General features: G+C 67.9%; 21 protein-coding genes. 11 read left to right on the top strand and 10 right to left on the bottom strand.

Translation table 11 applies throughout. The features are described 5' to 3' along the window. The first annotated feature begins 276 nt into the window (after positions 1-276). The 5 genes from KME82_RS22535 (at position 277) to KME82_RS22555 (ending at position 8,329) form a co-directional block, all read left to right on the top strand. A complete protein-coding gene (locus tag KME82_RS22535; RefSeq protein ID WP_215495996.1) occupies positions 277-936 on the top strand; it encodes a hypothetical protein in 660 nt (219 codons plus the stop codon). A 452-nt stretch (positions 937-1,388) separates the two neighbouring features. After that, a complete protein-coding gene (locus KME82_RS22540; RefSeq protein WP_215495997.1) occupies positions 1,389-3,230 on the top strand; it encodes a hypothetical protein in 1,842 nt (613 codons plus the stop codon). Positions 3,231-3,592: 362 nt separating this feature from the next. Further along, positions 3,593-4,870 (top strand): acyltransferase family protein, encoded by a 1,278-nt coding sequence (locus KME82_RS22545; RefSeq protein ID WP_215495998.1) that lies wholly within the window; start codon positions 3,593-3,595, stop codon positions 4,868-4,870. Positions 4,871-5,037: 167 nt separating this feature from the next. Next, positions 5,038-5,616, top strand: a complete 579-nt coding sequence (locus KME82_RS22550; protein WP_215495999.1) for an ECF-type sigma factor — start codon at positions 5,038-5,040, stop codon at positions 5,614-5,616. A 16-nt stretch (positions 5,617-5,632) separates the two neighbouring features. Continuing rightward, positions 5,633-8,329: a serine/threonine-protein kinase gene (locus tag KME82_RS22555; protein WP_215496000.1), complete on the top strand. Its 2,697-nt coding sequence runs from the start codon at positions 5,633-5,635 to the stop codon at positions 8,327-8,329. A 73-nt stretch (positions 8,330-8,402) separates the two neighbouring features. Here KME82_RS22555 and KME82_RS22560 read toward each other — a convergent pair whose 3' ends face one another. Then, a complete protein-coding gene (locus KME82_RS22560; protein WP_215496001.1) occupies positions 8,403-9,320 on the bottom strand; it encodes a hypothetical protein in 918 nt (305 codons plus the stop codon). Between the two features lie 61 nt (positions 9,321-9,381). Continuing rightward, complete coding sequence (locus tag KME82_RS22565; protein WP_215496002.1) at positions 9,382-10,233, bottom strand: hypothetical protein; 852 nt, start codon at positions 10,231-10,233, stop codon at positions 9,382-9,384. Between the two features lie 730 nt (positions 10,234-10,963). Here KME82_RS22565 and KME82_RS22570 point away from each other — a divergent pair. Then, entirely contained in the window at positions 10,964-12,088 is a 1,125-nt protein-coding gene (locus KME82_RS22570) for a serine hydrolase domain-containing protein (protein WP_215496003.1), read from the top strand. Here KME82_RS22570 and KME82_RS22575 read toward each other — a convergent pair. Continuing rightward, on the bottom strand, positions 12,072-13,715 hold the full coding sequence (locus tag KME82_RS22575; protein ID WP_215496004.1) for a winged helix-turn-helix transcriptional regulator: 1,644 nt from the start codon (positions 13,713-13,715) through the stop codon (positions 12,072-12,074). The two genes, KME82_RS22570 and KME82_RS22575, sit on opposite strands and share 17 nt — an antisense overlap. Before the next feature lie 315 nt (positions 13,716-14,030). Here KME82_RS22575 and KME82_RS22580 point away from each other — a divergent pair, with 315 nt between their 5' ends. After that, on the top strand, positions 14,031-14,294 hold the full coding sequence (locus KME82_RS22580) for a hypothetical protein (protein ID WP_215496005.1): 264 nt from the start codon (positions 14,031-14,033) through the stop codon (positions 14,292-14,294). A 107-nt stretch (positions 14,295-14,401) separates the two neighbouring features. Here KME82_RS22580 and KME82_RS22585 read toward each other — a convergent pair whose 3' ends face one another. Both KME82_RS22585 and KME82_RS22590 read right to left on the bottom strand, forming a co-directional pair. Next, on the bottom strand, positions 14,402-15,160 hold the full coding sequence (locus KME82_RS22585; RefSeq protein ID WP_215496006.1) for a COG4705 family protein: 759 nt from the start codon (positions 15,158-15,160) through the stop codon (positions 14,402-14,404). 224 nt (positions 15,161-15,384) lie between these two features. Continuing rightward, the gene (locus tag KME82_RS22590) at positions 15,385-16,731 is read right to left on the bottom strand and encodes an MFS transporter (protein ID WP_215496007.1); all 1,347 of its coding nucleotides are present in this window, start codon (positions 16,729-16,731) and stop codon (positions 15,385-15,387) included. A 184-nt stretch (positions 16,732-16,915) separates the two neighbouring features. Here KME82_RS22590 and KME82_RS22595 point away from each other — a divergent pair, with 184 nt between their 5' ends. Next, positions 16,916-17,839 (top strand): LysR substrate-binding domain-containing protein, encoded by a 924-nt coding sequence (locus KME82_RS22595; RefSeq protein WP_215496008.1) that lies wholly within the window; start codon positions 16,916-16,918, stop codon positions 17,837-17,839. A 7-nt stretch (positions 17,840-17,846) separates the two neighbouring features. Here the strand turns inward: KME82_RS22595 and KME82_RS22600 are convergent, their stop codons facing one another. After that, complete coding sequence (locus KME82_RS22600) at positions 17,847-18,386, bottom strand: DUF2058 domain-containing protein (protein WP_215496009.1); 540 nt, start codon at positions 18,384-18,386, stop codon at positions 17,847-17,849. A gap of 161 nt (positions 18,387-18,547) precedes the next feature. Between KME82_RS22600 and KME82_RS22605 the strand changes: the two genes are divergently transcribed. From KME82_RS22605 to KME82_RS22615, 3 genes are all read left to right on the top strand, one after another. Next, positions 18,548-19,021: a hypothetical protein gene (locus KME82_RS22605; protein ID WP_215496010.1), complete on the top strand. Its 474-nt coding sequence runs from the start codon at positions 18,548-18,550 to the stop codon at positions 19,019-19,021. A 129-nt stretch (positions 19,022-19,150) separates the two neighbouring features. Further along, positions 19,151-21,616: a hypothetical protein gene (locus tag KME82_RS22610; RefSeq protein WP_215496011.1), complete on the top strand. Its 2,466-nt coding sequence runs from the start codon at positions 19,151-19,153 to the stop codon at positions 21,614-21,616. 155 nt (positions 21,617-21,771) lie between these two features. Next, complete coding sequence (locus KME82_RS22615; protein ID WP_215496012.1) at positions 21,772-22,656, top strand: hypothetical protein; 885 nt, start codon at positions 21,772-21,774, stop codon at positions 22,654-22,656. 39 nt (positions 22,657-22,695) lie between these two features. On the opposite strand, the gene KME82_RS22620 is transcribed toward KME82_RS22615, so the two are convergent. From KME82_RS22620 to KME82_RS22635, 4 genes are all read right to left on the bottom strand, one after another. Then, the gene (locus tag KME82_RS22620) at positions 22,696-23,268 is read right to left on the bottom strand and encodes a relaxation protein (RefSeq protein ID WP_215496013.1); all 573 of its coding nucleotides are present in this window, start codon (positions 23,266-23,268) and stop codon (positions 22,696-22,698) included. A 168-nt stretch (positions 23,269-23,436) separates the two neighbouring features. Beyond that, positions 23,437-23,685, bottom strand: coding sequence for an Imm32 family immunity protein (locus KME82_RS22625; protein WP_215496014.1), 249 nt, complete (start codon positions 23,683-23,685; stop codon positions 23,437-23,439). A gap of 74 nt (positions 23,686-23,759) precedes the next feature. Beyond that, positions 23,760-24,998 carry an MFS transporter gene (locus KME82_RS22630; protein WP_215496015.1) on the bottom strand — a complete coding sequence of 413 codons (1,239 nt, stop codon included), beginning with the start codon at positions 24,996-24,998 and terminating at the stop codon, positions 23,760-23,762. Between the two features lie 65 nt (positions 24,999-25,063). Then, the gene (locus KME82_RS22635) at positions 25,064-26,548 is read right to left on the bottom strand and encodes an XVIPCD domain-containing protein (protein ID WP_215496016.1); all 1,485 of its coding nucleotides are present in this window, start codon (positions 26,546-26,548) and stop codon (positions 25,064-25,066) included. Between the last annotated feature and the right edge of the window lie 7 nt (positions 26,549-26,555).

Here is a 26,555-nt window from a genome sequence, read left to right on the forward strand (position 1 = left end):
GCCGGCGGTCACATATCGCGATCGTGCATGCGGTCGCAGTTGCGTCTCGGCGGGCGCCGGGCGGGCACCGCTCGTAAATGCTCGCACCCCTCGCTCGTATCGCATCGCGAGGTTCGCATCGTCGGTCGCAGCCCCGATGCCATCGCGATGTCGGGTTCCTTGCCCGGGTTGCGAACTACCCGGGGATGCCGTCCGCGGCGGCTCCCATGCCGCGCGCGCCGGGTCCGGCTCCCGAGGGAGTCGTTCCTTTTCACTGTCGTTCCACGGAGATGCGCAATGAAGTATCCGGCACCGTTCGCCGCCGTCGCTCTGGCTTCCGCCTTGGTTTTGACCTGCACGTCCGCGTTCGCCCAAGCCCCGTCCAACAACCCGATGGACGGCGTCGGCGTCGCCCACAACAGCTACGCCGGCTGCGTCGTCGCCCAGGATCCGCGCAGCCAGCGCAACCCGGTCGAGGTCATGATCAACGAGTGCGGCTATCAGACTCAGCGCCCGCGCGACGAAGCCATCGCCTACTACACCGCGTTCGTCGAACAGGCGCATACCGACCGCGCGCTGTCGCTGACCGCCAACCTCGCGCCGTATCGCAAGCACTTCAGCGCCGCGCAATACGCCTACTTCGAAAACGCCGAGCGCATCCTGGCCACCTCGCGCGATGCCGCCGAAGCGAGCAGGAAACTGGTCGATCTGGAAAACGCCGCGGTCAATCACCTGGCCCGCGGCGACACCGACCGGGCCGTGCTCGGTGGGCTGAGCACGCTGCGGCATTCGCTCGAGCTGTGGGGCAATTCCAGCGTGGTCACGGCCGGGCCGATCGAGGTCGCCGCGGCCGATGCGGCGGGCTTCGTCGTCGGTTTCATGATGGCGACCGAAAACAAGCTCGAAGCGGCGGTGGCCAATGCCGTGGCGCAGTCGGTGGCGGCGGCGCTGCGCTGAGGTTTGCGGCGACGGCGATCGGGCCCGGGTTGTCCGGGTCCGATCGTTCGCGGTTGAACCGCAAGCAGGAAATGAGGGCGATCTGATCGAACAGCGTCGGGCTTGAAAGACCCTCCCACAAAGGCCTCGAAGCCCTTCCACAAAGACCTCGTGGCGGCTGAGGGACTGTTGTGCGAGGGCCTTTCAAGCCCGACGCTGTCCGGTCAGGTCGCGGCCTGCGATCGGCCCATGGCCCGCCTCCATCGGCGATGGCATCGGCGATGTCGGGTTTGCCCCCCGAACCACGAACTGCCAGGACGGGGAACTGCATCCGCAGCTTTCCGAACGGCCGGGCGTGGCTGCGACATGGGCGACGACCGGCGACTCACGCCAGGGGAAAGGGCCATGCACAGGAACGCAAAGACACTCACGCCGGCTGCCGCGGCAGCCCATCGTCACGGAGGCCGGTCGCCATGAAATTGCGCATGTTGATGCTGACGGCGGGCGCGACCGCCTGCCTGGTTTTCGTCGCGACGCTGTCCTTGTCGGGCGCCGCGTCCGACGCGGTGGCCGCCGACAAACCCGACCCGTACGGGTTCGAGAACGCGCCCCCGGCGGTGCAGTCGCTGGACCTCACCGCGCTGCCCGAAGGCAGCTCCAGCGAAGGCAATGCCTTGCTGGAAGTGCGCTACGTCCAGGGCCAGGTGCTGCCGGCCACGATCGAACTGACCAAGGACGAACGCAAAGTCGAGCTGCGCGCCAGCGAACACGACCCGATGCTCTACGCCGCTTACATCGACTTCGATTTCGACGAACTGATCCAGGAACAGCAGCGACGCCAGCAACTGGCGCAGACGATCCGTTCGGTGCCGGTGTTCGACGGCCGCGAACTGGTCGCCAACATCGGCCTGAGCTTCCTGGAGCCCAGCGACGTGCAGGCCCGCGTGCGCAGCCATCTGCCGGTGCGGATCCCGTGGGAAACCATCTTCGACGTGCCCGGCCAGATCCATGCGGAGAAGTCGCTGCTGATCACCGACCCGACCGTGGTGCAGGACCCGACCCGCACCTTCGATTACTGCGACAAGAGCGGCGGCCCGAACGGCACCGGCAATCCGAACGGCGCGTGGTCGTTCAAGACCCTGATGACCAACATGTCCAGCCACGCCACCGACAGCGTCGGCGCGGCCAACTTCGTGCAGGACTGGCTCAATACCTACAGCGACCGCACCTACGCCGCGCAGCGGGTCATCAACCATTGGCCGCGGATTGCCGGCACCAACACCCTCGACCTGGACAAGTCGCCGATGCGGCTGCTGGCGATCGTCAACCGCATGGACATCCGCAACAACGCGAGCTACGGCGGCCGCAACGCCGGCGAAGTGCGTTTCGTGTTCGGCGTGCTCGGCAACGACGGCAACACCGACTCGGTGGCGGGCATCCGCAGTTGCCGCCAGCTCGCGTTCACCGTGATCCTGGAGTACGGCATTCCGCAGCACGGCTGCGCCAACATCCAGGCCTATGCGCAACAGTGGAAATCGCTGGGCAATCTGGCCTGGGGCGCGGGTTACAACCAGGCGCTGCAGAACGTCACCAACGTGGTCACGGCCCGCCATGCCGCGCCGCTGAAGATCAACGGCAGCGCGATCAACCAGGTGCGCTCCGACGAAATATCGCTGCTGCATCCGCTCGACGCCTTTCCGTCGATCGAGCCCGATCCGGAAGACAACAAGCCCTGGGAGCTGCGCGAGTATCACCTCGACCCGACCACGCTCGGCCTGAAGAAGGTCAACGTGGCGCTGACCCCGGACCGGCACGTCGGCCACAACTTCAACAACACCGCGACGCTGGCCCAGTTCATCAACGACAACACCAACGCCATCCTCAACAACACCTACTCGGTGCCGGCCCTGCTCAACGGCCAGCCGTTCCAGGCCTTGACCTCGCACAACCCGCACACCCATCCCAACGGCGTGTGGAAAGCGCCCAACATCGCCAGCAACCAGGCGCGCCATCTGTTCTCGTTGAACACCTGCAACGCCTGCCATGGCAGCGAAACCCAGACCAGTTTCCTGCACATCCTCCCGCGCGATGTCGACCAGTCGGCCGATCTGTCGCGCTTCATGGTCGGCAACGGCAGCCTGGAAAATCCCGGCACCTACACCGTCGTCGATCCGGTCTCCGGGGTGCAGCGCCAGTTCGGCGAACTCCATCACCGTCAGCAGGACCTGGCTTCGCTGGTCAACATGAGCTGCGCCGGTCCGGGCTTCGTGGCCGATCTGCTGGGTACCAACCGCGTCCAGATCCGTTCGCACTGATCGGTTCGCGCTGATTGATTTGCACCGATCCGATCGCACCGATCCGATCGCAATCGGCGGCGACAACGGCCGGACTTCGCGTCCGGCCGTTGTCGGCCGATCCGCCCCACAGCAAGCAGCGAACCCGCCATCGATTGCCGGCGCACGAGGCCGGCCGCACGCCGACGCCGACCGCGCGCAGCCCGCCCGGATCGTCTGCGCGATCGCGCAAACCATGCGCTGCGTCCGATCCGGGAAGTGACCGCGCCAGCGGGCCGGAAACGCGCCGCAGGCACCGATAGCGAACCGTGATCCACCCGGCAAACACCGCTCGGTCGCGCCGCTAGTCTCGGCCGGATTCCCCCGCGCTTACGGCACCCGACATGGTCGACATCCATCACCCAGGGCCGTACTTCGCGATCATGCTGGCGACCTTCGCCTTCGCCTCGCTGCCGCTGTTCCGCGGCGCCGACCTCGCCGGACCGCGGCCGGACCAGCGCACCGACACCCTCGACGGCCTGCGCGGCTTCCTCGCCCTGAGCGTGTTCGCGGCGCATACGGTCGTGCATTACGAATACCTGCGCAGCGGTGTGTGGAAACCGTCGAGCGCGCAGTTCTACACCGTCGCCGGACTGCTGGGCGTGTGCCTGTTCTTCATGGTCACCGGTTTTTTGTTCTGGACCAAACTGCTCAAGGCCGGCGGCCGTCCGGGCTGGAAGGCGCTGTACATCGGCCGGGTGTTCCGGCTGGGACCGGTGTATCTGGCGGTGGTGCTGACGATGATCGGCGTGGTCGCCTATCGCACCGGCTTGCAGTTGCAGGTGCCGCTGCCGCAGGCGATCGCCTCGACGCTGGCGTGGCTCGCGCTCGGCATCGTGCCGCCTCCGCCGACGCTCAACGGCTATGCCGACACCGGCACCATCCTCGCCGGGGTGACCTGGACCTTGTTCTTCGAATGGCTGTTCTATTTCTCGCTGCCGCTGCTGGCGGTGTTCGTGCGCCGCGGCCGGCATCTGGCGTTCACCGGCGCGCTGGTCGCGGCCTGCCTGCTGACCATCGTCGCGGCGACCTGGAACGGCGGTTTCCAGGCCGGGGTCAAACCGCGTCCGGCGCTGATGCTGGCGGTGCTGGCCGAACTGATCCTGCTGTTCGCCTCGGGCATGTTCGTCGCCTCGCTGTTGCATGCCGGCATCGGCGAACGCCTGGGCCTGCAGCGGCGGCGCTGGGCGGTGCTCGCGCTGCTGTGCCTGGCGCTGGTGTTCGTCGCGATGCTCGACATGCGCAACCTGGGGATGCTCGCGTTGTTCGCGCTGTGCCCGCTGGCCGGCACCTTCCTGTGGATCGTGTGTTCGGGCAACCGTCTGTTCGGCGTATTGGCGTGGCCGGCGTCGCGGCGCCTGAGCAGCCTGAGCTACGGCATCTACCTGGGCCAGGGCCTGGCGCTGGTCGCGGTGTTCGCGATCCCCGGGGTCAAGGACTACGCGATGAGCGGCACGCTGGCGTTCTGGCTGGTCAACACCGTCTGCGCACTGGTGCTGGTGACCGGCGCATTGGCGCTCTACGTCTGGATCGAGGAGCCGGGCATCCGCCTGGGCAGGCGCTGGATACAGCGGCTGCGCACGCGGCCCGACGCACTGGTGCCGCTGGCCTCGACCGGCTAGCCGCGGGCAACACCGCGCGCGGCCACGCCCGCAAGATACGGCCGGCGCACAACGTCCGAACGCGGCCGCGGCGGCCATCGGCGGTGTGCAACTCGGCACACGCGGGATAAATGGCTCACGCGAAACCGAAGCGCTATGCTGCGCCCCTCCCGTCCGGCCCCCCCTCGATGACCGCCGCTGTTCCGCCCGATATCACTCAGCTGCTGCAAAGTTGGCGCACGGGCGATTCCGACGCCGAAACGCAATTGCTCGAACAGATCTATCCGGTGCTGCGCCGCCTGGCCCAACAGCGCCTGAGCCGCAGCGGGCAGCTGACCCTGGTCGCCACCGAACTGGCGAACGATGCCTATTTCAAGTTGGTCGAGCAGCGCGACGCGGCGTTCCACAACCGCGTGCATTTCTTCGCGATCGCCGCGCACGTGATCCGCCGGCTGCTGGTCGACCACCTGCGCGAACGCTCCGCGCTCAAGCGCGGCGGCGATGTCCTGCGCGTCACCCTGCAGGCCGGGCAGGACGTCGCCGCGGTCACGCCCGATCTGGCCGACGCGCTCGATCTCGATCGCCTGCTCGAACGCCTGGAACGCATCAACGCGCGCGCCGCCAAGGGCGTGGAACTGCGGTTCTTCGGCGGCCTGACCATCGAAGAAACCGCCGAAGCCATCGGCGTGTCGCTGCCGACCGCCAAGCGCGACTGGCAATTCGCCCGCGCCTGGCTGCACGGCCAACTGTCCCCGCCGACTCCCTGATCCCAGGCCGTTCGCCATGCACACTTCCACTTCGATCTGGTCGCAGGCCGCCGATGTGTTCGTGCGCGCGCTCGACCTCGATCCGGCGCAGCGCGAGGCTTTCATCGACGAACAATGCGCCGGCCAGACCGACCCGGCCGCGCTGCGCGAGGCGGTGCAACGCCTGATCGACGCGCACCAGAGCCTGGACGAAAGCTCCGGCGCGGATGCGCCCGATGCCTGGCAGGACGCCGCCTCCGCGGCCGCCGCGCAATGGATCGAGCACGACGCCGAGCGGCTCGAACCGGGCAGCCGCGCCGGGCCGTTCGTGATCGAACGCGAGCTCGGCGTCGGCGGCATGGGCCGGGTCTACCTGGCGCGGCGCGAGATCGACCAGGGCGAACAACGCGTGGCGCTCAAGGTCGCCGCGTTCCATCGCCTGGCGCCGCAGGTGCGCCAGCGCCTGCGCCGCGAGCGGCAACTGCTGGCGACGCTGGAGCATCCCAACATCGCGCGGCTGATCGATGCCGGCGAACTGCCGCCGGACCGGCCCTACTTCGCCATGGAGTACGTCGACGGCGAACCGATCGTGCAGCATTGCGATCGTCTCGAACTGCCGCTGCGCGCGCGCATCGAACTGGTCGTGCAGGTGCTGTCGGCGGTGGAGTACGCGCATCAACGGCTGGTGCTGCATCGCGATATCAAGGCCGGCAACGTGCTGGTCGACCGCGACGGCCGGCCCAAGCTGCTCGACTTCGGCATCGCCAAGGCGCTGACCGGGGTCGATGCGCCGGTCAGCCTGGCCACCGCCGACGCGCAGGCGTTCTTCTCGCCGGCCAGCGCCGCGCCCGAGCAAGTGCTCGGCGCCGCCACCGATGTCGCCACCGACGTCTACGCGCTGGGCGCGTTGATGTACGAACTGTTCGCCGGCGAACTGCCGCTGACCCTGGAGGACGCCAACCCGGCGCTGATGGCGCACGCGATCGTGCATACCGTGCCGGCCCTGCCCAGCCGCGCGGTGGCGCGGCTCGACAAGCAGTCGCCCGAACGCGCCGCGCCGATCGCGCGCCACCGCCGCTGCGCCAACGCGCGGGCGCTGGTGCGGCAGTTGCAGGGCGACCTGGATGCGATCGTGGCGCGCTGCCTGCGCAAGGAACCCGAACAGCGCTACGCCAGCGTCGAGCGCCTCGCCGCCGACCTGCGCGCGGTGCTGGAATCGCGGCCGATCGCCGCGCGCCGCACCGAGTCGCTGTACCGGCTGGGCAAGTTCGCGCGCCGTCACGCCGCCGCGATCGCCCTGGCCGCGATCGCCTGCGCGCTCACCATCGGCTTCGTCACCAGCACCGTGCTGCAGTCGCGGCAACTCGCGATCGCCCGCGATCGCGCCGAAGCGCGGCGCGCCCAGGCCGAGGACGTCACTCAATTCATGATCGACCTGTTCCGCGCCTCCGACCCGGCCCAGGCACGCGGCCGCGATCCGGGCGCGCGCGAGTTGCTGGCGCGCGGCTCGCAGCGGCTGCAGGCGATCAACGATCCGGAAACTCATGCCGCACTGGCCGCGACGATCGCCGACATCGACCTGTCGCTGGGCGACTACGACGGCGCCGAGCGCCATTCGGCCGAAGCGCTGCGGTTGTTGCAGGGCCTGCCGCAGGCGGACCCGACCGGCTTGCGCACGGTCTATCGCCTGCGCGCGCGCGTGGCCCTGGCCCGCGCCGACTACCCGCGCGCGCGCGGCTATCTCGAGCAGGCCCTGCGCGCCCTGCCCGCCGGCGCCGGCGGCGACACCGCCGCGATCGCCGACGAGCGCCTGTTGCTGCGGCGCCTGCAGGCCGAACTGGAACAGGCGCAAGGGCATCTGGATATCGCCCTGCGGCTGTGGGAATCGGTGGACGGCGAACATCAGCGCCGTTACGGCAACCGCGACCTGCGCAGCATCGAAACCCGTCATGGCTGGGTGAGCGCCTTGCGCGCATCGGGCCAGCAACCGCGCGCGGCGCTGCTGCTGGCGCAGTTGCCGGCGCTGGATGCGGGCGAACACCCCGACACGCCGGCGGCGGCCGAATCGCTTTACAACCAGGCGCGGCAAAAACGCGAGCAAGACGACTACCCGGCCGCCGAACGTCTCGCCCAGGAAGCGCTGCGGGTCAATCTGAAGCTGTACGGCGAACGCCACAGCCACACCGCCGCCGCGCTCAACCTGCTCGGCACGATTGCGCAGGCGCGCGGCGACTACCGCACGACCGCGGCGTATTTCGAGCGCTCGCTGCAGATCAAGCGCGAACTCAAGGGCGACCAGCATCCCCACGTGGCCGCGGCCGAGTACAACCTCGGCCTGCTGCAGCACATGTACCTGCGCGATCCGGCCGGCGGCGAAAAGCATCTGCACAAGGCGGTGGACATCGCCACCGTCGCCACGCCGGAACACATGAATCTGGCGATGTACCGGCTGGCCTGGGCGATGGCCCTGCACGATCTGGGTCGCGACGCGCAGGCGCGCGAAGCACTGGTCCCGGCGATGGAACGCTTCAAGCTGATGCCCGGGCATGCCGCGAACCTGGCGCTCGCGGAAGCCGAAACGCTGTGCCTGGGCGATCTGCCGACGCCGGCGAACGCGCGGCGCGACATGGCCGATGCGCTGACCGTCGTACGCACCGATTTCGCCGCCGACAATCCCAGAGTGCTGCGCCTGCAGGCCTGCCAGGCGCGCCTGGACGCGCTCGCCAAGCGCTGAGCGCACGCGGTTCGCGCGATCGATCTGGACCGATCGACACCGGTCCAGACCGATCGCATCGGCGTACATGCGCTCAGTACTGCGACTCGGGCGTAGTCGGATCCGTAGGCGCGACCGGTTCGTCCGGCAGTCCCATCCCGACCGCCGGCAGCGGTTTCGACCAATGGTCACGAAACTCCCGCGGCCACCCGATGCTGATCTGGGTGCCGTTCTGCGTCGGCACACCGAGCAGCACCGCGTTGCGCAACCGCACCGGTTTCCAGCTCGTCGAGGGCAACGGGAACCGCAGTTCCTGCCACTGCTCGTGCGTCCACACGCTGACGACGACCGCGGTCGGCGTCCATTTCAGATACAGCGGCTTTCCTATCGGATCGGCATCCAGGACGACGCTTCTGTGATCGAGCCAGACCGGCTCGGCCGGCGACGCGGTGGCATACGACCAGTCCAGCAAGGGCGCCTGCAGCCAGTCGGCCATCAGCGCCAATTCGCCCTCCTTGCGCCGCACCGAGATCACCAGCATGCGTTCGGTCCCGGACTGGTTGATCGGCCGGAACGACCACTCGATCACCCGCGCCTCGGAGGCCCTGGTGAGGTCCGGGCCCAGCTTCAATTTGCCCAGGTGCCAGGCGATTTCCACTTCGTTGAGGCTATTGCGCAGGCTGCCCAGCAACGCTTCGTTGAAGCCGGTTTCGCGAATGCGCCCGCGGTTTTCGATCGGCCGCGCATTGGCCGTGCTGAGGTCGTAGACCAGATTGACTTCGCACGAACCGGTGCCCGGGCCGCTACCCGATTCGGTGTCGTCCGGCGGCCTGGGGCCGCCGCCGCGGTCGTCGCAGAATTCTTCGCCCGCCCAGGCGGGTCCGGCCGCCAGCGATACGGCAAGGGCGAGCAGTCCTAGCATCTTCTTCATGGGAGCCTGTTTGTCATGTTGAATAACGTGAGAAAGAACGACGCTCCGCGACGGCGATCCTTGCGACGCCGCGATGCGCATCGTGCAAGCGCTCGCTGCGTCCGGCGAACCGCGCGGCCGGGCGACCGCCGCGCGGTTGCGATCACGATTGCGAAGATTCCGGCACCGGCGGCAGGCCGGGATCCTGCGGTGGGGTCAGCGGCTGCGGGATGTCGGGCGGCGCGGTCCAGTGGAGGCGGAACTGCACTGGCCAGTCGAACTTCACTTTGGTTCCATCCTGCAGCGCCGTGCCGTGCAGGATGGTGTTGCGCAAGCGCATCGGCTTCCAGTTCGCCGCCGGAAGCGCGAAACGCAGTTCCTGCCCCTTGCCGTCACCCGACCTGCTGACGATCACCGCGCCTGGGGTCCAGGTCAGGTGCAGATTCGAGAAGCTCTCCTGAGCGCTGGTGCCCAGGACGATGCTGCCGTGATCGAGCCAGATCGGCTCGAGCCCGGACACGGTGGCATACGACCAGCCCACTCTCGGCGGCGCCACCCAGTCGGCCATCAGCGCGACCTGCCCGTGCTCGCGCCGCAGCGACAACACGAGGGTGCGCTCGACTGTGTTCTTGTCGGTCGGCCGGAACGACCATTCGATCAGACGCGCCTCCGAAGCGGTGGCGGAATCCGCGCCCAGATACGCCATCAGGATGGACCAGTCGATCCGCACTTTGCCCGGCGCGGTGGTCAAGCGCTGCAACAAGGTGTCGCTGAAGCCGATATCGCGCACCCGCTCGACGCCCGCTTGCGGGCTCGCGTTCGGAAGCGGATTGATCGCCGCGTTTACGTACGCGACATTGACCTCGCACGAGCCGCCGCCCGGATCGGTGCCCGCGGCCTCGCCCCCCGGCGGGTCCGGGTCGCCGCCGCGGTCGTCGCAAAATTCGTCGCCCGCCCAGGCGGGTCCGACCGCCAGCGACACGGCAATGGCGAGCAGTCCTAGCATCTTGTTCATGGGAGCCTACTTGTCATGTTGAATGAATAGTTGAGAGAGCCACGCACCGCGACGGCGATCCTTCGACCTCGCGGTACGCAACCGGAAACCACTCCGCCCGCTCGGCTCGGGCTTGAACGCACTTGCCGCCTTGCACCTCATCCGCCGCGACCGCCGACCGGAGCACGCTTCGATCGGGCCGAGGCGCGTCCCCGCCGTTGCCTTTCAGGAGCAACGACGCGGCAGCGGACCCGACCGGCCCGCTCGCCGGCGTGGTCGCCAACCGGGTCGACCCGGATGGCTCGACGACGACGAGCGTCCTGTGACGATAAACACGTAATCAGCGTGAGGAACGGCTCATCCCGAATCCAGACCGCGCCCTTCCCCGCAGCTAACGCGCGCGACCGCGCCTCCCCCTACGCGATCGCGGCCGCGGCGCGGAGCCGATCGGACGCCATCGCCCGAGCCACCGACACCGGCACCGGCAACGGCAACGGCAACGGCAACGGCACCGACATCGTCCGCCCGCTCGATCTCGAAACCGCTCGCGCTCGGCCGACGACGCTTCCCGCGGCGCCATCCTCCCTAGCGCGCACTGGGCGTCGCGCTCACCGATCCAGCCCGACCGCCGCGCACGCGCACCCCGCAAACCCATGCCGCGCAAGGCCTTCATAATTCTTCACCCAGGTTTCAGGCACTTCATCCGGCGCTCGTCCGCAATCGCGTTTCCTCATCGCTCGGAACCCCGATCATGCGTCCACGCTTCAGCTGCCTGACCCTCCCGCTGCTCGCCCTGCTCGCCGCCGCACCCGCCTTCGCCGGCGCCTACCAACCGCCGCAAGCGCGCGACGACGGCTGGGCGGTCGCCGACGCCGCCCGCCAGGGCTGGCAGGTCGAACGCTTCGGCGAACTCGAAGCGGCGATCGCCAAGGGCACCTTCCCCGACGTCACCAGCATCGTCGTCGCCAAGGACGGCAAGCTGGTCTACGAGGCCTACTTCAACAAGGGCGGCCCCGAGGTCCTCAACGACGTGCGCTCGGCGACCAAGAGCGTCACCGCGCTGCTGGTCGGCGCGGCCATCGACCGCGGCCTGATCCCCAGCACCCAGGCCGGCGTGTACGGCTACTTCGCCGACAAGCGTCCGTGGTCCAACCCCGACCCGCGCAAGGCCAAGTTCACCCTCGAAGACCTGCTGACCATGAGTTCGCTGTGGGACTGCGACGACGACAACCCGTTTTCCGACGGCAACGAAGAGCGCATGTACGTGCGCGAGGACTGGACCGGCTTCGTCCTGGGCCTGCCGATCAAGGGCTTCGCGCCGTGGATGACGCGTCCGGAAAACAGCCCGCACGGACGTTCGTTCTCGTACTGCACCGCCGGCAGCTTCCTGCTCGGCGCGGTGGTCGAACGCGCGAGCGGGCAGCCGCTGGAAAAATTCGCCGCGCAAACCCTGGAACAGCCGCTGGGCATCACCCGTTCGCAGTGGAACCGCGCGCCCGAAGGCGTCGGCATGGGCGGCGGCGGCACGCGCTATCGCAGCCGCGACCTGGCCAAGCTCGGGCAGATGGTCGCCGACGGCGGACGCTGGCAGGGCAAGACGGTGATATCGAAAGCCTGGATCGACGCCGCGCTGAGCGTGCATGCGCAGGCGCGCGACGACGCCGACTACGGCTATCAGTTCTGGCGCTTCCGCTTCCCGTTGCAGGGCCAGCAGGTCGGGGTCTGGGCGATGTCGGGCAACGGCGGCAACTACGTGTTCATCCTGCCCGAGCAACGGCTGGTCGCGGTGCTGACGCGGACCGCGTTCAATCAGCGCAACGCCCATCCGCAATCGCAGCAGTTGTTCGCCGACTACCTGCTCAAGGCGATGCCGTAAGCCGCGCCAGCAACTCGCGCGGCACTTGCCGGCGCTGATCGGCCACGTGCTGGTGGATGAGGTCGAGCGAACGGGCGAATTCGGGATGACCGGCCAGGGATCGGAACAACGGCGAGGCGCTCAGGTAATCGGCGTCGCGATAGCCTTCGTCGACCGCGCGCTGCACGTCGAGCAGCGCGGCGGCGGAGTCGCCGCTGCCGGCGTGCAGCAGGGCCACTTCCAGCCAGTCGGAGGGATAGCCCGCGCCTTGCTGCAGGTACCGGCTCGACTCGTCGGCGCGATCGCGCAGCACCTGCGGCGGCGCTGGCGAACCGTACAGATCGACCAGGGTCCGCGGCAGGCTCGCCTGCGGCCGCAACGCGGCGGCGCGCGCGAAGGCCGCGGCCGCGTCCGTGCGATTGCCGCGCGCCAACGCCAACTCGCCGGCCAGCAGATGCAGGTCGGCGTGTTCGGTGCCGCGCTCCAGCGCTTGATCCAGCGCGCGCCGCGCCTCGCTCAGGCGGCCGTGGCGAAACAGGAACCGCGGCCAGGCGATATTGGAAAACACGTTGTCCGGGTACAGCCGGAAGCTCTCGCGATAACGCGCCTCGGCCGCCTGCGGATAGCCGAGCAGGTCCAGGTTGCTGGCGATCTGCAATTGCAGAAAACGCACCCGCGCCGGATCGCCGCGCAGCGAGGTGTTGGCGATCAGCGCATCGGCCAGCCGGCCCTTGCGGTCGTACAGATACGCGGCCGAGGCGCGCGTGCCATCGGCGGTCGGGTCCAGGCGCACGGCATGCTCGTAGCCGGCCAGGGCCTCGTTGAGGCGTCCGCGGCAATCGTGCGAATACCCCAGCGCGGCGTAGCCGGCGGCATCGTCCGGGTCGGCGTCGATCGCGGCCTGGGCCAGGGCCTGCGCACGCACCGCCCAATCGGGCGCGAAATTGAACAGGCACACGCGCGCACTATAGGCGCGGCTCAGTCCGACCCGGGCGGCGCGGTCGCGGGGCGTTTCCTTCAAGGCCTGCTGATACAGCGCGATCGCGCGTTCGTTGTTGTCGCGCTGGCCGAGGCTGGCGTAGTACTCGGCGCGCTGGGTCAGGCTCTGCGGCGCGGCGGCGACAGGTGCGGCCGTGGGCGCCGTGCTGGAACGGCCGCGCCATACGACGATGCCGAGACCCGCGATCGCCAACAGCGCGACCGCCGCGATCCACGGTGCGAGCCGCCGCGACGGCGACGGCGACGGCGACGATTCCGCAAGCGTGCTCACAGGCAGCGGCGCGGGCATCGCTTCGTCCGCATCGCGCAGCCGCTCGGGCCGCACGCACAACTGATAACCGCGTCCGCGCACCGAACGCAGATAGCGCGGATCGCGGCCATCGTCGCCCATCGCCTGGCGCAGCAGCTTGACCCGCTGGGTCACGGTTTCCTCGTTGACCACCGCCGGCGCCCAGACTTGTTCGATCAGTTCGTCGAACCCCACCACGCGATCGCCCTGCGCGATCAGATACGCCAGCAACTGGAAACTCAGCCCCGAGACCTTGAGCGCCACGCCGTCGCGCTCCACCCGCTGACCGATCGTGTCGACGATCAGGTCGGCCAGGACGTAGCGGCCGGCGACGGGCGTGGAAGGAGCGGCATCGGCCATGCGGGTCGTCGCTGCGTAGGGAACCGGAGTTTAACAGTCCGCCTCGCTCGGCCAGGTCGGCCGATCGCGTCCACACACGACGCCGTGTCGGGTTTCGTCCGCGCGGTACGAACTGGGTCGTGTGCGTCGACGCGGTGATCGCGTAACGCACAGGCGTGTCGGACCGCGGCCGGTCGCTCGCCCGGGCATCAGCAGCGAAGGCAGAGCCGGCGCAGTCAGCGTCGGCGAAGGCCGGACCCGGGCCGGTCACCGGGCCGCACCCCAGGACGTTCACCGGCGCACATCCGTTCGCCGCCACTTCATGGAGACAACACTATGAAAAAACCCTACAGAACCTTGGTTCTTGCGATCGCGGCGACGGCGTTGTCGGCGGGTATCGCGTTCAACCTCTCGGCTCAACCGGGCGCCTATGTCGAGATACGAACCTACCGCGACACCGGCGGCACGGTGCAAGGCGTGCGCTACATCAGCCACGGCTGCGCCGACCCGCAACCGGCGGGCTGGGGCCGGGCCATCGGCCTGTACACCTCGCAGCAGAGCATGTGTTTCGCCCTGCCGCCTCCGGGCGGCGGGCTGTGATCCACGACTAAGGCCATGGCGTCGCGGGACGGGTCCCCAACACCCGTCCCGTTGCGTTGCGCCGATGCGGGCGGTGCGAAGACCGATCGCGCGACGCTCGCGATCGATCAATGCGGCTTGGCCGCCGGCCGCTGCGCGAACGCGAAGATCATCACCAGCATGATCGCCACCAGCGCCAACGAAGCGCTGTAGCGGCTCAGCTCCAGGCCACCTTTCGCCAAGGGCTTGTCGAGGAAATCGCCGACCACCGCGCCCAGCGGCCGGGTCAGGATGAAGGCCGCCCAGAACAGCGCGGTGCGCGACACCGCCGTCCACAGGTACAAGCCGGCGACCACCGCCAACAGCCCGCCGAAGATCGCCATCCCGCCGAGATAACCCAGCCCCGCGGTGTCGGCGACCCAATCGCCCAGCGCCGTGCCCAGGGTCTGCGAGAACATGATCGTCACCCAGTAGAAGATTTCCGCCTTCGGCCCGGCCACGCTTTCCACCGCGATCGAACCCAGCGTCCGATGCCATGCGAACAGCGAACCGGCCAACAACAGCAGCAGCACGCTGGAGCCGCCGGTGTAGCCGATGCCGAGCGAGCGATCGGCGAAATCGGCCAGGGTGGTGCCGACCGTGGTGCTCGCCACGATCGTCGCCCAGTACAAGGGCGCGATGAATCGCCTGGCGAAAATCTGCGCGGACACCGCGGCCACGAACAGCACCGCGAAGATGCCGGTGCCGACCAGATAGCCCAGGTCCATCGACATCGAGACCGCGTCGCCGCCGGTCTCGCCCAGGGTGGTGGCGGCGATCTTGATCAGCCAGAACACCAGGGTGACCTGCGGGACCTTGCTGATCGGATTTTCTTGATTGGGGTTCATTGCATCACGGCGTATGTGTCGGAGGGACGCAGGACGAACGGCCGATGCCGGAAACCACGCGCGCTTGATGCAGCGTCATCGCGCGACACCAGGCGCGGCATCGACCTTCGCATCGACCCTACGTCCGGGACGCTCCGAAAAATGTCGGCGCCGCCGGCCCGCGTTCACCCTGCATTTCCCATCCAGTCAGCGACGGTTCCGGCCGGCGACTGCGGCGCTCGCCTTCAAGCTCGTTTGCGCAGCAGTTGCGCGAGCAAGGTCAACACCGCGAACACCAGGATCACGACCACGCCCGGGTACAGCATCGACAATTGCGTCGCCGGCGCGATCGCCGCGGTCACCACCGCCAGCCCGCAAGCGCCGCCGACCTGCAGCGAACTGTTGAGCAACCCGGCTGCGAGCCCCTGCTCCTCGTCGTCGACGCCGTTGGTGCCGGCGACCATCAACGCCGAAATGCTCAGCGCGAAACCCACGCCCCACAACACCGATGCGGGCAGCAGCACCGTCCACAGGTCCGGCCGCGGACCGATGCGCAGCATCAGCAGATAACACGGCACGAACGCGAGCAAGCCGACCAGCAGTACCTTGTCGACCCCGAAGCGGCTGATCGCCGCGCCGAGCTTCGGCCCGAGGATCACCACCATCAGCCCCGCCGGCAGCAGCACCAGCGCCATCTGCCACGGCTGCCAGCCGTGCAGGTTCTGCAGGTACAAGGCGATCAGGAACTGAAAGCCCATCGCGCCGCCGTACAACAACGCGGCGCTGAGGTTGGCGGCGACCAGGCCGCGATTGCGGAAGATGCCGAGCCGGATCAGCGGATGCCTGGACGTGCGCTCGATCAGATAGAAGCCGAGCAGCAACAGCGCCGACACCACGAAGCCGACGATCGTGCGCGTCGCGAGCCAACCCACTTGTTCGGCCGACACCAGGGTGAACACCAGCAGCAACATGCCGCCGACCAGGGTCAGCGCGCCGCCGAGGTCGAGCCGCACCGGTTCGCTGCGCGGCGGGTCCGGCGGCAGGAAGCGCAACGCGGCCAACAGCAGCAACACCGCGACCGGAATCGGCAGGATGAAGATGTAGCGCCAGTCCAGCGCCGCGAGCAGGCCGCCGATCAGCAGGCCGCTGGAATAACCGGAGGCTTCGAACAGATTGAAGATGCCGAACGCCTTGTTGCGATGCGGGCCTTCGGCGAAGGTCGTGGTCAACAGCGACATCGCCGCCGGCCCGGTGAAGCCCGCGGCCATGCCCTTGACGAAGCGCGAGACGATCAACAACCCCGCATCGCTGGCGAAGGCGCCGAGCACCGACACCAGTGCGAACACCGCCAGGCCGATCACCAGCACCCGCCGGCGTCCGAACAGGTCGGCGCAGCGCCCGCCCAGCAACAGGAAACCGCCGAAGGCCAGGATGTAGGCGCTGACGAACCATTGCGCGGTGGCCGCGCTGATCGCGAACTCGCGCTGGATCTCCGGGATCGCCACCGCGATCATCGAGATGTCCAGACCGTCGAGCAGGATCACCCCGCTGAAGATCAGCAACGCGATCCACGAGCGCGCGGGCCAGAGCACGCGATCGTCGCGCGACGCAGAGGCGGCCGCAGGCAAAGCAACGCCGTCCCGCGGCGTTTCGCCCGGGTTCAAGCCAACCGACATGGGTTCACTCCACTGTTTCGTTGCGACGATCATCGCCGCTTGTACGCACGCGCAAAAACGAGTAATTCTCAGCGCATCGTCAAACGTGGCTTGAAGATCGATGAATCGCATGCTGCCCGGCACCCGGGCGCTCAGGACCTTCGAAGCGGCCGCGCGCCATCTGAACTTCACCCGCGCCGCCGATGAAGTCGGCCTGACCCCGGCGGCGGTCAGCTACCAGATCAAGGAAATCGAAGAGCAACTGGGCGTCGTGCTGTTCATCCGCAGCAGCCGCAGCATCCAGCTGACCGCGGCCGGCGCGGTGCTGCTGGAAGCGACGATCGATGCCTTGGGCCTTTTGCAACGCGCCGTCGGCCGCGCGCGCCGGCTGGAACGCGGCTCGACCCAGTTGCGCGTCTCGCTCAGCGCCGGATTCGCCAGCAACTGGCTGTTGCCGCGCATGGCCCGCTTCAATGCCGCCCATCCGCAGTTGCAGCTGGGCTTCGATATCAGCGATGAGCTGCGCGACTTCGACGCCGACGATATCGACGTGGCGATCCGCTTCGGCACCGGCGACTACCCGCAGGCGCGATCGCATCGATTGTTCGATACGGTGGTGGTCGCGGTGTGCAGCCCGGCCCTGTTGGCGAACGCGCCCGCACTGAAAGCACCACGCGATCTGTTGCAGCACACCTTGTGCTACGTCGACTGGAAGACCGAGCGCATGGTCTGGCCGAACTGGCGCATGTGGATGGCCGCGGCCGGCATCGCCGATTTCGACGACGGCCGCTGCGTCGCCTTCGCCGATGCGGGGTATGTGGTGCAGACGGTGATCGACAGCGGCGCGGTCGGCCTGGTCGACCTGGCGCTGATCGGCAACGACCTCGCCCAGGGCCGTCTTGTGCGTTTGTTCGATATCGGCATCGAGGTGGCGCCGGACTACGCCTACCACCTGGTCTATCCGGCGAGCCGCGGCGAGGATCCGCGCATCCAGGCGTTTACCCAGTGGATGCTCGATCAGGCCGGACAGGACATCCGGCGCTGAGGATCGATCACCAGATCAGATCGTCCGGCACCTGGAACTTGGCGTAGAACGCATCGTCGTCGCTGGCCGGCGCCGCCGGCGCGGACGCGGCATGGTCGAGCACGATCATCGACGAATCGCGCGCATTGACTTTTTCCGCCGCGGCGCGCGGCAACAGCTCGTAGCCGTCATCATGGCGCACGATCACCAGGGCGCCGCTCGCCAGCTGCGCGCGTAATGCCGGATTGATCCACACGCTCTTGATCGCCGCGCCGTCGGTGAAACGGTAACTGATCTCGCCTTCGCGCTTGACCTTGTTGGCCTCGACGATCTGGCGGATCTGCGCGCGCAACTCGTGCGCGCGTGCCTGCGCATTGCGTTCGGCGGCCAGGGCGCGATCGCGCTCGGCCCGTTCCGCCCGCGCGCGCTCGGCCTCGACCTGCTCGGCGCTGGGCGCGGCCGGCGCCTTGCCGTGGCGCTGCTTGGCCTGCTCGCGCGCGACCTGGGCGACCTGGGACTTTTTCACCAGGCCGGCTTTGAGCAATTGATCTTGCAGGGGATTTCGCATGCTCACGAGTCTAGTACGCAAGGCCGCCGGCCGGAAGCGGCAACCCCCGGCACGCCAGCGACGGCCCGCACGGCCCACACGGCCCAGCCTGGCAGTGATCCGATGAATTGACCCGGCCTCGCGCCGCGGACTGTAATGCAACCTCCGACGAGGCCGACGCCATGCCCGCTTACGCCGTCACGCCCCGACTCGCCCAGTTCGAAGGCGAACACCTGCCCGGCAACAACGTGTGGCGGTCCAGCCACGTGCATTACCTCAGCGACGCCGAACTGCCGTCGTATCGGGTGAGCGTCCGCGACGGCCTGCTGTACCGCGCCGACGGCAGCGCGTTCGACACCGCCGACTCGCATACCCACTGGAGCGGCCAGGGACGCGCGATCTTCGTCATGCACGGCGACGGCGCGATTTATTCGGCCAAGCAACACCTGGTGGGCCGCTTTCATCATTCCAGCCTCGGCCAGGGCAAGCCGGTCGCCGGCGCGGGCGAACTGGAAGCGCGCGACGGCGTGCTGACCGCGATCACCGATCACAGCAGCCACTACTGCCCGCCCCGACGCTATACCGAACAGGTATTGAGCGAACTGGCGCGCGGCGGCGTGGACCTGACCTGGGTGACCCGGGAATTTCGCTACTGACCACGGCCTCGCGCAACCACGCGCATCGCCGTCGCCGCGGCCGGTCCGCGCGCCAAATTGCGTAATCCCCCTTGCTTACCGCTGCAGCAAGGATGCATCTCGCGGGTGATCACAGGGGACGCTGCACGCATGAACATCCTTTCGTCCGACGCCACCGCGTCCGGCGCCGAGCCCGACTGGGACGCGCTGATCGACAACCCTTACGATATCGGGCGGCTCGAGCGCCTGGTGCGCGCGGACCGCTGGTGGGTGGTGACCGGAATGCGGGTCGACCTCGGCGAAGCGGTGACCCGCGCGCAGAATCGCGGCCGCGCCGAGGAAGCGTTCGAGGTCAACAAGCTGCTGGTCTTCGCCGACACCGTCGACGTCCGCCACACGCCCGAGGTGCCGATCCTGTGCGGCGATTTCAGCCGGGTGATCGTGATCGCCCGTCATCTGGAAACCAACGAAAAGCTGCAACTGGAAAAACGCGGCTGGGACGTCGAGTTCTATCTGGGTTTCTACGTGTGCGGCTTCAGTCCGGTATTGAAGACCAAGACCTTGCTGCGCTGGATGTTCTGGACCGATCCCAACCGGGGCCGCCAAGACATCCGCACCACCCACGCCCTGCCCGATCCGTTGACCCGCACCCAGTTGATGGTCACCACGATGGGGCTGCACGACCCGTTGCCGTTCACCGAACACCCGCTGTTCGTGTTGCTGCTGCCGCTGGAGGCGTGCACACCGCTGCTCGAACGCATGCTGTTCGCCGCGCAGCAACTGGCCGCCGAAGGCAAGGGCGAGCTGGCGGTGGAACTGCTCGCGCGCTTGGAGCAATTGCTGGATCGCTCGCCCGACCGTCCCGCGTGGCAGACCGTGGCGCTGGGCTGCCGCGCCGCCCAGGAACTGCTGCGACCGGTGCGTTTCGACCCGGGCCAGGTGCCATACCTGAGCGCGGCGTTCTACGGTGAATTGGCCAAGGAGCACATTCCCACCTTGCAGGCCTACGCCGGCACCTTCGCCCGTTTGAGCGACCGCGCTTACGACCTGGATGCGCGCAAGAAAGCCGCGCGCCTCGTGCTGGGCGAAAAGGACGACCAGGGCGCGTTCCAGAAACTGGTCGCCGAGCAGCTGGCGGAGAACTTCCGCATCGCCACTGCCAACGTCACCCGCGCGCAGAATTCGATCGGACCGCAGAGCGATCAGGTCAAGCGCGCCGAAGCCGGATTCAAGGCCGGCCTGGCCGCCTGGGAAGAAGCCAAGAAGCGCGAGATGGCGATGGCCATCGTCGGCAGCGTGTTCTCGTTCGTGTCCGGCGTGGCCTCGATGTTTTCCGGCAACGCCTCGGGCGCGGCCGGCGCAGCCAAGGCCGCGGCCGATGTGGCGAGCACCGCGGCCAAGCTGGCCGAAATCATGAGCAAGCTGGTCCAGGTCGGCAAGGCGATCGAGAAGATCGTGCGCCTGTGCCTGGACATCGTCGCGGCGACCGACAAGTTCGACAACGCCAAGAACTTCGCCGACTCGATGGCCGCGATCACCCGCGGCACGCTGTCCGACGACGCCAAGGGCGCCCCCTCGGCCAATGCCTATTGGGACCAGTTGTGGGTGGAGGTCGAAACCCAGCTGGCGCCCGCGATCGATCAGAAGATCGACGGCGCGAACGAGTATCTGAAGGAACTCAAGATCCTGGTGATCTACGGCCGCGCGCTGACTGCCGCGCAGATTGCGCTGCCGCCGCTGATCCAGGAAATGGCGCGGGCGAAACTGCAGGCCGAAATCGCGCGTCGCCAGCACGATGCGGTGCTGGCCGAAGTCAATGCGCTGACCGCGCAGAAGGCCTTGTCCGGCCAGGCGATGGTGGTGCTGTGGGGCAACTACCGCAAGATGCAGCGCTCGATGCTGGTGGCGCTGCAGCAGTTCGATGCCGCCTACCGCTACTGGGCCTTGAGCGAGGAACGCGCGCCGCGCGAGAACCTGCGCGGCATCGCCGATCTCGCCGGCGATCTGGCCGAGATCGCCGACCTCAAGAAAATGCAGGGCCGCGCGCTCGACAGCTTCCGTCCGCCGCCGCAGCCGTTCGTGCAGGCCAAGCACCTCGTGGCGCCCGCCGCGCGCGAGGCCCTGCTCAAGGGCGAGCGGGTCGCGATCGCGTTGACGGCCAGCAACGGGCCGTTGTCGGGCTGGGGCCGGGTCAGCCGCGCCCGCGTCGGCGAAATCTTCGTCTGGATCGAATGGGTCGAAGGCAAGCGCCCGAAAAGCGGCGCGGTCGAATTCACCGTGCGCACCAGCGGCGTGTACGACGACACCCGCCTGATCGGCGCGCAGTCGAAACTGTTCCACTTCCAGGGCGCGCCGGTCGACCTGAGCTTCCGCTACGACCTCGCCGCCATGCCGCACGACCAGCCCGGCAGCATCCGCGCGCGCGCCGCGATCGCCGAGGATTTCCGCACCTCGTACTCCGAGCCGACGCTGTCGACCGACTGGATCATCTCCTCGCCGAAAGTCTCCGCCGGCGACAGCGAGACCGTCGACCTGACCCAGCTCAAATCGGCGATCGCCGGCATCCGCCTGGAGTTTTCCGGCAGCTACATCAAGGACCCGGACCGGATGTTCTGATCGTGTCGCGCGCGGCGCCCGCGTAGCGCGGCCGGCAACCCGCGTGCCGGTGCGGGCCCGGGCGCCGCGAACGCGCTGGCGTTGCCTCCGGCGCCCCTCGATAATCCCGGCGTGGGCGCACGACGCCCACGGACCGATCGCCTGGGGGAGGCACGATGTCCACGACCGTTTGCGCGGCCTGCAAGGCCGGGATCGATGCGGGTACACGCCGGTGCCCGAACTGCGGCGAACCGGCGCTGGCGCAGCTGCAGTTCGGCGCGCGCCGCGACGGCGACGGCCGCGGTTCGCGCGACGACGGCTCGTGGTTGCCGATGGCCGGCATCGCCGGCGTGCTGCTGGTCGCGCTCGGCGTCGGCGCCTACCTGTGGTATTCGTCGAAACACGATGCCGAGCCGGTCGTGCGCGTGTCGACCAACGGCACCGGCGCGCCGGTGGTCGGACAGGCGCGTTCGCAGGACGAACTGCAACGCGGCATCCAGCAGATCTTCATCGACGTGCTGCAGAAGGGCGACCGCGAACAAAGCGCGCTGGAGTCGCGGATCGATGCGCTCAAGCTCGAACAAGTGCTCAGTTCGTCCAAGCTCGCCAGCGCCAAGGGCATTCGCGAAAGCCGCGAGGCCTTGCGTCAATACGGCGAACTGGTCGAGCAGGCGCGCAGCGCCGCGGAAGCGACCAGGACGGAAATCAACCGCAGGGTGCGGGTGTTGTGCGGCGATTCGGCGCTGGCGTCGGGCTTCCTGCGCGACTACGAAAACATGCGCGGCCGCCTCGACGTCAACGAGCGCAACGCCTACGACAATTACCGAAGCACCATGCGCACGGTCAACGCGATCCTGGATTTCGCCCAGTCGCGATCGGGCCGCATGGTCTATCGCGACGACACCTTGTTGTTCAACAATGCCGCCGACTTCCAGGCGTTCGAACGCCTCGCCAGGCAATTGCGGCTCAACGATGCGGTAGCGCGCGACAATCAGCGCGCGTTGTCGACCCTGCGCGCGGAGGCATCGCGGCAATTCGTCGATACGCGCTGGGTGAGGTGAGTCCGGCGCTCCAGCGTGCCCGGACAATCCGCGCCGCGCTCAGCGCCGCGGCTGCACCACGCGATATTGCTTCTGGTCGCCGTAGCTCTTGCCCTGCGGCTCGACGTTGGCGCACAGCCGGCCCTCGCACAGGGTCACGTCGGCCTGGTTGTAGGCGCGCAGCAGATCGGCCGCGACCCGGTTTTCGTTGATGTCGGCGCGGTACTGCCACAACAGCCAGCCGCCGCCGACCAGCAGCAACAGCACGCTGCCGAACGCGGCGCCGACCACTTTCCAGACCAGATGCTTGTGCAGCGATTCCATGCGCTTGAGCTGCGCGGCCAGCGTCTGCGAGCCTTCCTGCAGCAATCCGCCGGCGCTCTGCAGGCGTTTTTCGTAGGCGCCGACCGGCTGATCCAGGCCGCTCTCCAGCCGCCCCATCACCGCCCCGGGCAAGCTGCGCAGGCTTTCGTCGGCCGATTGCCGGACCACGCCGGGCACCTGCTGGGCGAGTTGCTGCAATTGCTGGAACACCGCGCGCTGGCTGGCGCTGATCTCGTCGCAGCGCCGCTCGAACTGCTCCATCAGCACCGCGGTCTTGCTGATCAAGGCCATCAATTCGTCTTGCTGCATGGTCCCCTCCTTGAGATCGTCGTAGCCAATGATCGCGCGGGGCGCGGCGCTCGCCGATGAGCCGGCATCATTGCGCACACGACCGTCCCCAGCCGGTCCCGAGCCTATGCCAGGGCGCGGGACAAGGCAACGATCGACCTCACTCGCCTCGAGGCGACGGCGTGTCGGCTAATCGTCGGCGCGCCCGCTGGCGATCACCACGAAATGCGGCGAGTCGTCGAAACCCGGCTGCCGGTCCGACAAGTGCTCATGGCCGTAGTTCGCGCCCATGCGCTGCATGGTGTCGGCGGCCTTGTTGAGAAAGCTGGCGATCCGGCGAAGTTCGGCCGGCGTCGCGAACAGGTTTATCTCCGCCAGTTCCTTGTGCCGACTTTCTTCTCCGGACTGCCCATCGTCGCTGTAACCGCGGATATTCATGCTCGATGGTCCTGTTGGGAGTGGCCTTGGCCCCGGCGCTGCCGTCGTGCGATTGATTCGTGTCGAATGGCTTGTCAATCGGCTTCGCACGCCACCGTCGACGGCGTCGCACGACGTGCATCGGCGCGCGCCCAAGCATAGATCAGCAAACCGGCCAGCGCGGTGATCGCGCCGACCACGCCGGTGGAGGTCCAACCGTAACCGGCGGTGATCGCCATGCCGCCCAGCCACGGCCCGAGCGCATTGGCCATGTTGAACGCGGAGTGGTTGGACGCCGCCGCCAATGTCTGCGCCGATCGGGCGACGTCCATCAGATGCGCCTGCAACACCGTCGCCAGCGCGCCCATCGTGCCGACCGCCAGCACCGCCGGCAGCACCGTCCATACCGAGCGTGCGGCCAGCGGGAACAGCAGCAGGATCATCGCCGACCACACCAATATCCACGCCGCCGCGCGGAACTGCAGGCGATCGAACAACCAGCCGCCGCCGAGCGTGCCGAGAATGCCGCCGATGCCGAACGCGATCAGGCCGAACGGAATGAACGACTCGCGCACGCCGGTGACATGCACCAAGGTCGGCGCCAGATAACTGAAAACACAGAACATGCCGGCGAAGCCAATCGCGCCGATGCCCAGCGCCAGCCATACCGGCTTGCGATTGAAATCGCGCAGCTCGCGCATCGCGTCCGGACGCGGCGCGTTCATGCCGCGCGGCAACACCCGCATCGTCATCGCCACCGTCGCCAAGGCGATCAGCGACACCAGCGCGAACGCCCAACGCCAACCGAAGCTCTGCCCCAGCCACGTCGCCAGCGGATTGCCGACGAGCAGCGCGACCGACAAACCCAGCATCACCCGTCCGACCGCGGCGCCGCGCTGTTCCGGTGGACTGATCCGCGCGGCGACCAACGCCGCGATGCCGAAATACGCGCCGTGCGGCAGCCCGGCGACGAAGCGCGCGAGCATCAGGCTGTAGTAGCCCGGCGCCAGCGCGCTGGCGAGATTGCCGAACGCGTAGAAGCCCATCAAGGCCAGCAGCAGGCTGCGCCGCGACATGCGCGCGCCGAGGATCGCCAACGTCGGCGCGCCGATCACCACGCCGAGCGCGTAGGCGCTGATGACGTGGCCCACCTGCGGCTCGTTCACGCCCATCGCGCGGGCGATGTCGGTGATCAGTCCCATCACCACGAATTCGCTGGTGCCGATGGCGAACCCGCCCATGGTCAGGGCGAACAGGATCAGGCCGACCTGGCGTGGCGACAGGACAGGGGCGGATGCGGGGGTGTCCGGGCGGACGGGGGCGGCGGCGGTCATGACGCCATTATTGTGCATTGCAGCATGCAGCGCCATTTCGGGATTGGCCGGACGGAACAGCGGGGCTAAACCCTCGGGCCTTTCATCGCCGGGTCGTCCTGAGCCTGCGCGGGCGCTTGTTGCGCCACGCTCTGCGCTTGTGACTGCTGGGCCAGCGTGTCGCGAACCTGCTGCGAGGCCTGGGACAGGCTGGTGGCGTTGTCCTGCGCGGCGGGCAGCAGGGCCAGTTTCGCGGTCGGATTGCCCAGTTCACCCTGACCGGCGATCAGGCCGCTGCGGTCGTTGTTGAACACGACGAAATCGATCCGATCCAGCCGCTCGTTCTGACCGCCCTGCGGCCGCTGCGCGCCGGCGAGGCTGGCGTAAGCCAGATTGGCGGCGGCTTGCTGCAGGCGTTCACCCGAGAAGGTGCCGGCGGGGATGTTGGGTGAGCGCTCGATCGCGTCGATCGCTTGCTGGAAACGTTCGTGGCCGGGGTGATGGCGGTCTGTGATGCTGGTTGCGCCCGGAGGCAAAGAGGCCGGCGGCTGTGGCTCGGCTTGAGCGGGTTGTGTTGGCATCGATTGCGTCGATGGCGCGCCGGCCTCGGGCGCGCTTTGCTGCTGCGTCTGCACGCGCGCCGCCGGGCCGATGTTGAACTCGGCGAAACTGCCGTCGCGCACAAGTCGATTGAGGTTGACCGTGATCTCCGGGTTGTTTGCGTTCCAGCCTGGCCCGATGTTGTGGTTGCCTTCGTCTGCGCGCTCGTTGTTCCCGTAGGGATTGCGCAGCGTGACCTGGGCTTCGTTGGTTCGCGGATCGCGCGACACGCCCACCACCATATAGGCATGGCTTTCCTCGAGGCCATCTTGAACGTCCCGACCTTGCGTCGCCATCGACACTGGCCGCTGCGTCGCCAGTGCTTGTTCCACTTCTGCATAGACCGCGTCCAACTCCAACCTGGCACCATGCACGGGCGCCCGAAACGGCGGCGGCTCGGGGCGGTGGACATGGTCGGGACCGGTGGATCGCATTGGCGGGGCTTCGGGATTGAGGATGCGCAGGCTGCGGCCTGATTCCCCAGTCAAGGCATACATGCCATCGGCCAGTGAACCGCCGCGCGTCTGATCACCAATGAGGTCGTAGCCTCGGTTGAGGTTGACCCTCCCTTGTGTATCGCGGCCATACAGTTCGGCGAAACCCGCTTCGATGACGGTGGGCCATAGAGCACCATCATGCTCGCGATTGTTGTCGGCCGTTCCGCCACCTCCCTTGCGAATATTTCGACGAATATCCTCTTGCGACACAACGATCGATTCCCGGATCGGATCGGTCTGTCCCTGGCCACGCTCCTGCATGCTCGGCGGGCGGTACAACATAACCGTGAACTCACCGGCCTCGGCATTGAAACCGATGGCATCGCGAATGCGATCGGGTTGCCGCTCGCCGAGCGAGCCTATCGGCGCGAGGAAGTAGCAGTTGTAAAGGCGATCCTGGTCGATATCCGAACCCCGCGGACGGCCGTCAGCCCCATACAAATCAGTCGCCGTGTATTGCCTTTCCTTTGACATATTTATC

The sequence above is a fragment of the Lysobacter capsici genome (genome assembly GCF_018732085.1).
Taxonomy (GTDB): domain Bacteria; phylum Pseudomonadota; class Gammaproteobacteria; order Xanthomonadales; family Xanthomonadaceae; genus Lysobacter; species Lysobacter capsici_A.

Bases quoted from the DNA above. Each gene is read 5' to 3' on its own strand.
- KME82_RS22580 (WP_215496005.1), top strand. From the start codon at position 14,031: ATGAAAAAACCCTACAGAACCTTGGTTCTTGCGATCGCGGCGACGGCG.
- KME82_RS22600 (WP_215496009.1), bottom strand. From the start codon at position 18,386: ATGCGAAATCCCCTGCAAGATCAATTGCTCAAAGCCGGCCTGGTGAAA.
- KME82_RS22610 (WP_215496011.1), top strand. From the start codon at position 19,151: ATGAACATCCTTTCGTCCGACGCCACCGCGTCCGGCGCCGAGCCCGAC.
- KME82_RS22535 (WP_215495996.1), top strand. From the start codon at position 277: ATGAAGTATCCGGCACCGTTCGCCGCCGTCGCTCTGGCTTCCGCCTTG.
- KME82_RS22620 (WP_215496013.1), bottom strand. From the start codon at position 23,268: ATGCAGCAAGACGAATTGATGGCCTTGATCAGCAAGACCGCGGTGCTG.
- KME82_RS22560 (WP_215496001.1), bottom strand. From the start codon at position 9,320: ATGCGCATCGCGGCGTCGCAAGGATCGCCGTCGCGGAGCGTCGTTCTT.
- KME82_RS22625 (WP_215496014.1), bottom strand. From the start codon at position 23,685: ATGAATATCCGCGGTTACAGCGACGATGGGCAGTCCGGAGAAGAAAGT.
- KME82_RS22565 (WP_215496002.1), bottom strand. From the start codon at position 10,233: ATGAACAAGATGCTAGGACTGCTCGCCATTGCCGTGTCGCTGGCGGTC.
- KME82_RS22550 (WP_215495999.1), top strand. From the start codon at position 5,038: ATGACCGCCGCTGTTCCGCCCGATATCACTCAGCTGCTGCAAAGTTGG.
- KME82_RS22570 (WP_215496003.1), top strand. From the start codon at position 10,964: ATGCGTCCACGCTTCAGCTGCCTGACCCTCCCGCTGCTCGCCCTGCTC.
- KME82_RS22605 (WP_215496010.1), top strand. From the start codon at position 18,548: ATGCCCGCTTACGCCGTCACGCCCCGACTCGCCCAGTTCGAAGGCGAA.
- KME82_RS22575 (WP_215496004.1), bottom strand. From the start codon at position 13,715: ATGGCCGATGCCGCTCCTTCCACGCCCGTCGCCGGCCGCTACGTCCTG.
- KME82_RS22595 (WP_215496008.1), top strand. From the start codon at position 16,916: ATGAATCGCATGCTGCCCGGCACCCGGGCGCTCAGGACCTTCGAAGCG.
- KME82_RS22635 (WP_215496016.1), bottom strand. From the start codon at position 26,548: ATGTCAAAGGAAAGGCAATACACGGCGACTGATTTGTATGGGGCTGAC.
- KME82_RS22540 (WP_215495997.1), top strand. From the start codon at position 1,389: ATGAAATTGCGCATGTTGATGCTGACGGCGGGCGCGACCGCCTGCCTG.
- KME82_RS22585 (WP_215496006.1), bottom strand. From the start codon at position 15,160: ATGAACCCCAATCAAGAAAATCCGATCAGCAAGGTCCCGCAGGTCACC.
- KME82_RS22615 (WP_215496012.1), top strand. From the start codon at position 21,772: ATGTCCACGACCGTTTGCGCGGCCTGCAAGGCCGGGATCGATGCGGGT.
- KME82_RS22545 (WP_215495998.1), top strand. From the start codon at position 3,593: ATGGTCGACATCCATCACCCAGGGCCGTACTTCGCGATCATGCTGGCG.
- KME82_RS22555 (WP_215496000.1), top strand. From the start codon at position 5,633: ATGCACACTTCCACTTCGATCTGGTCGCAGGCCGCCGATGTGTTCGTG.
- KME82_RS22630 (WP_215496015.1), bottom strand. From the start codon at position 24,998: ATGACCGCCGCCGCCCCCGTCCGCCCGGACACCCCCGCATCCGCCCCT.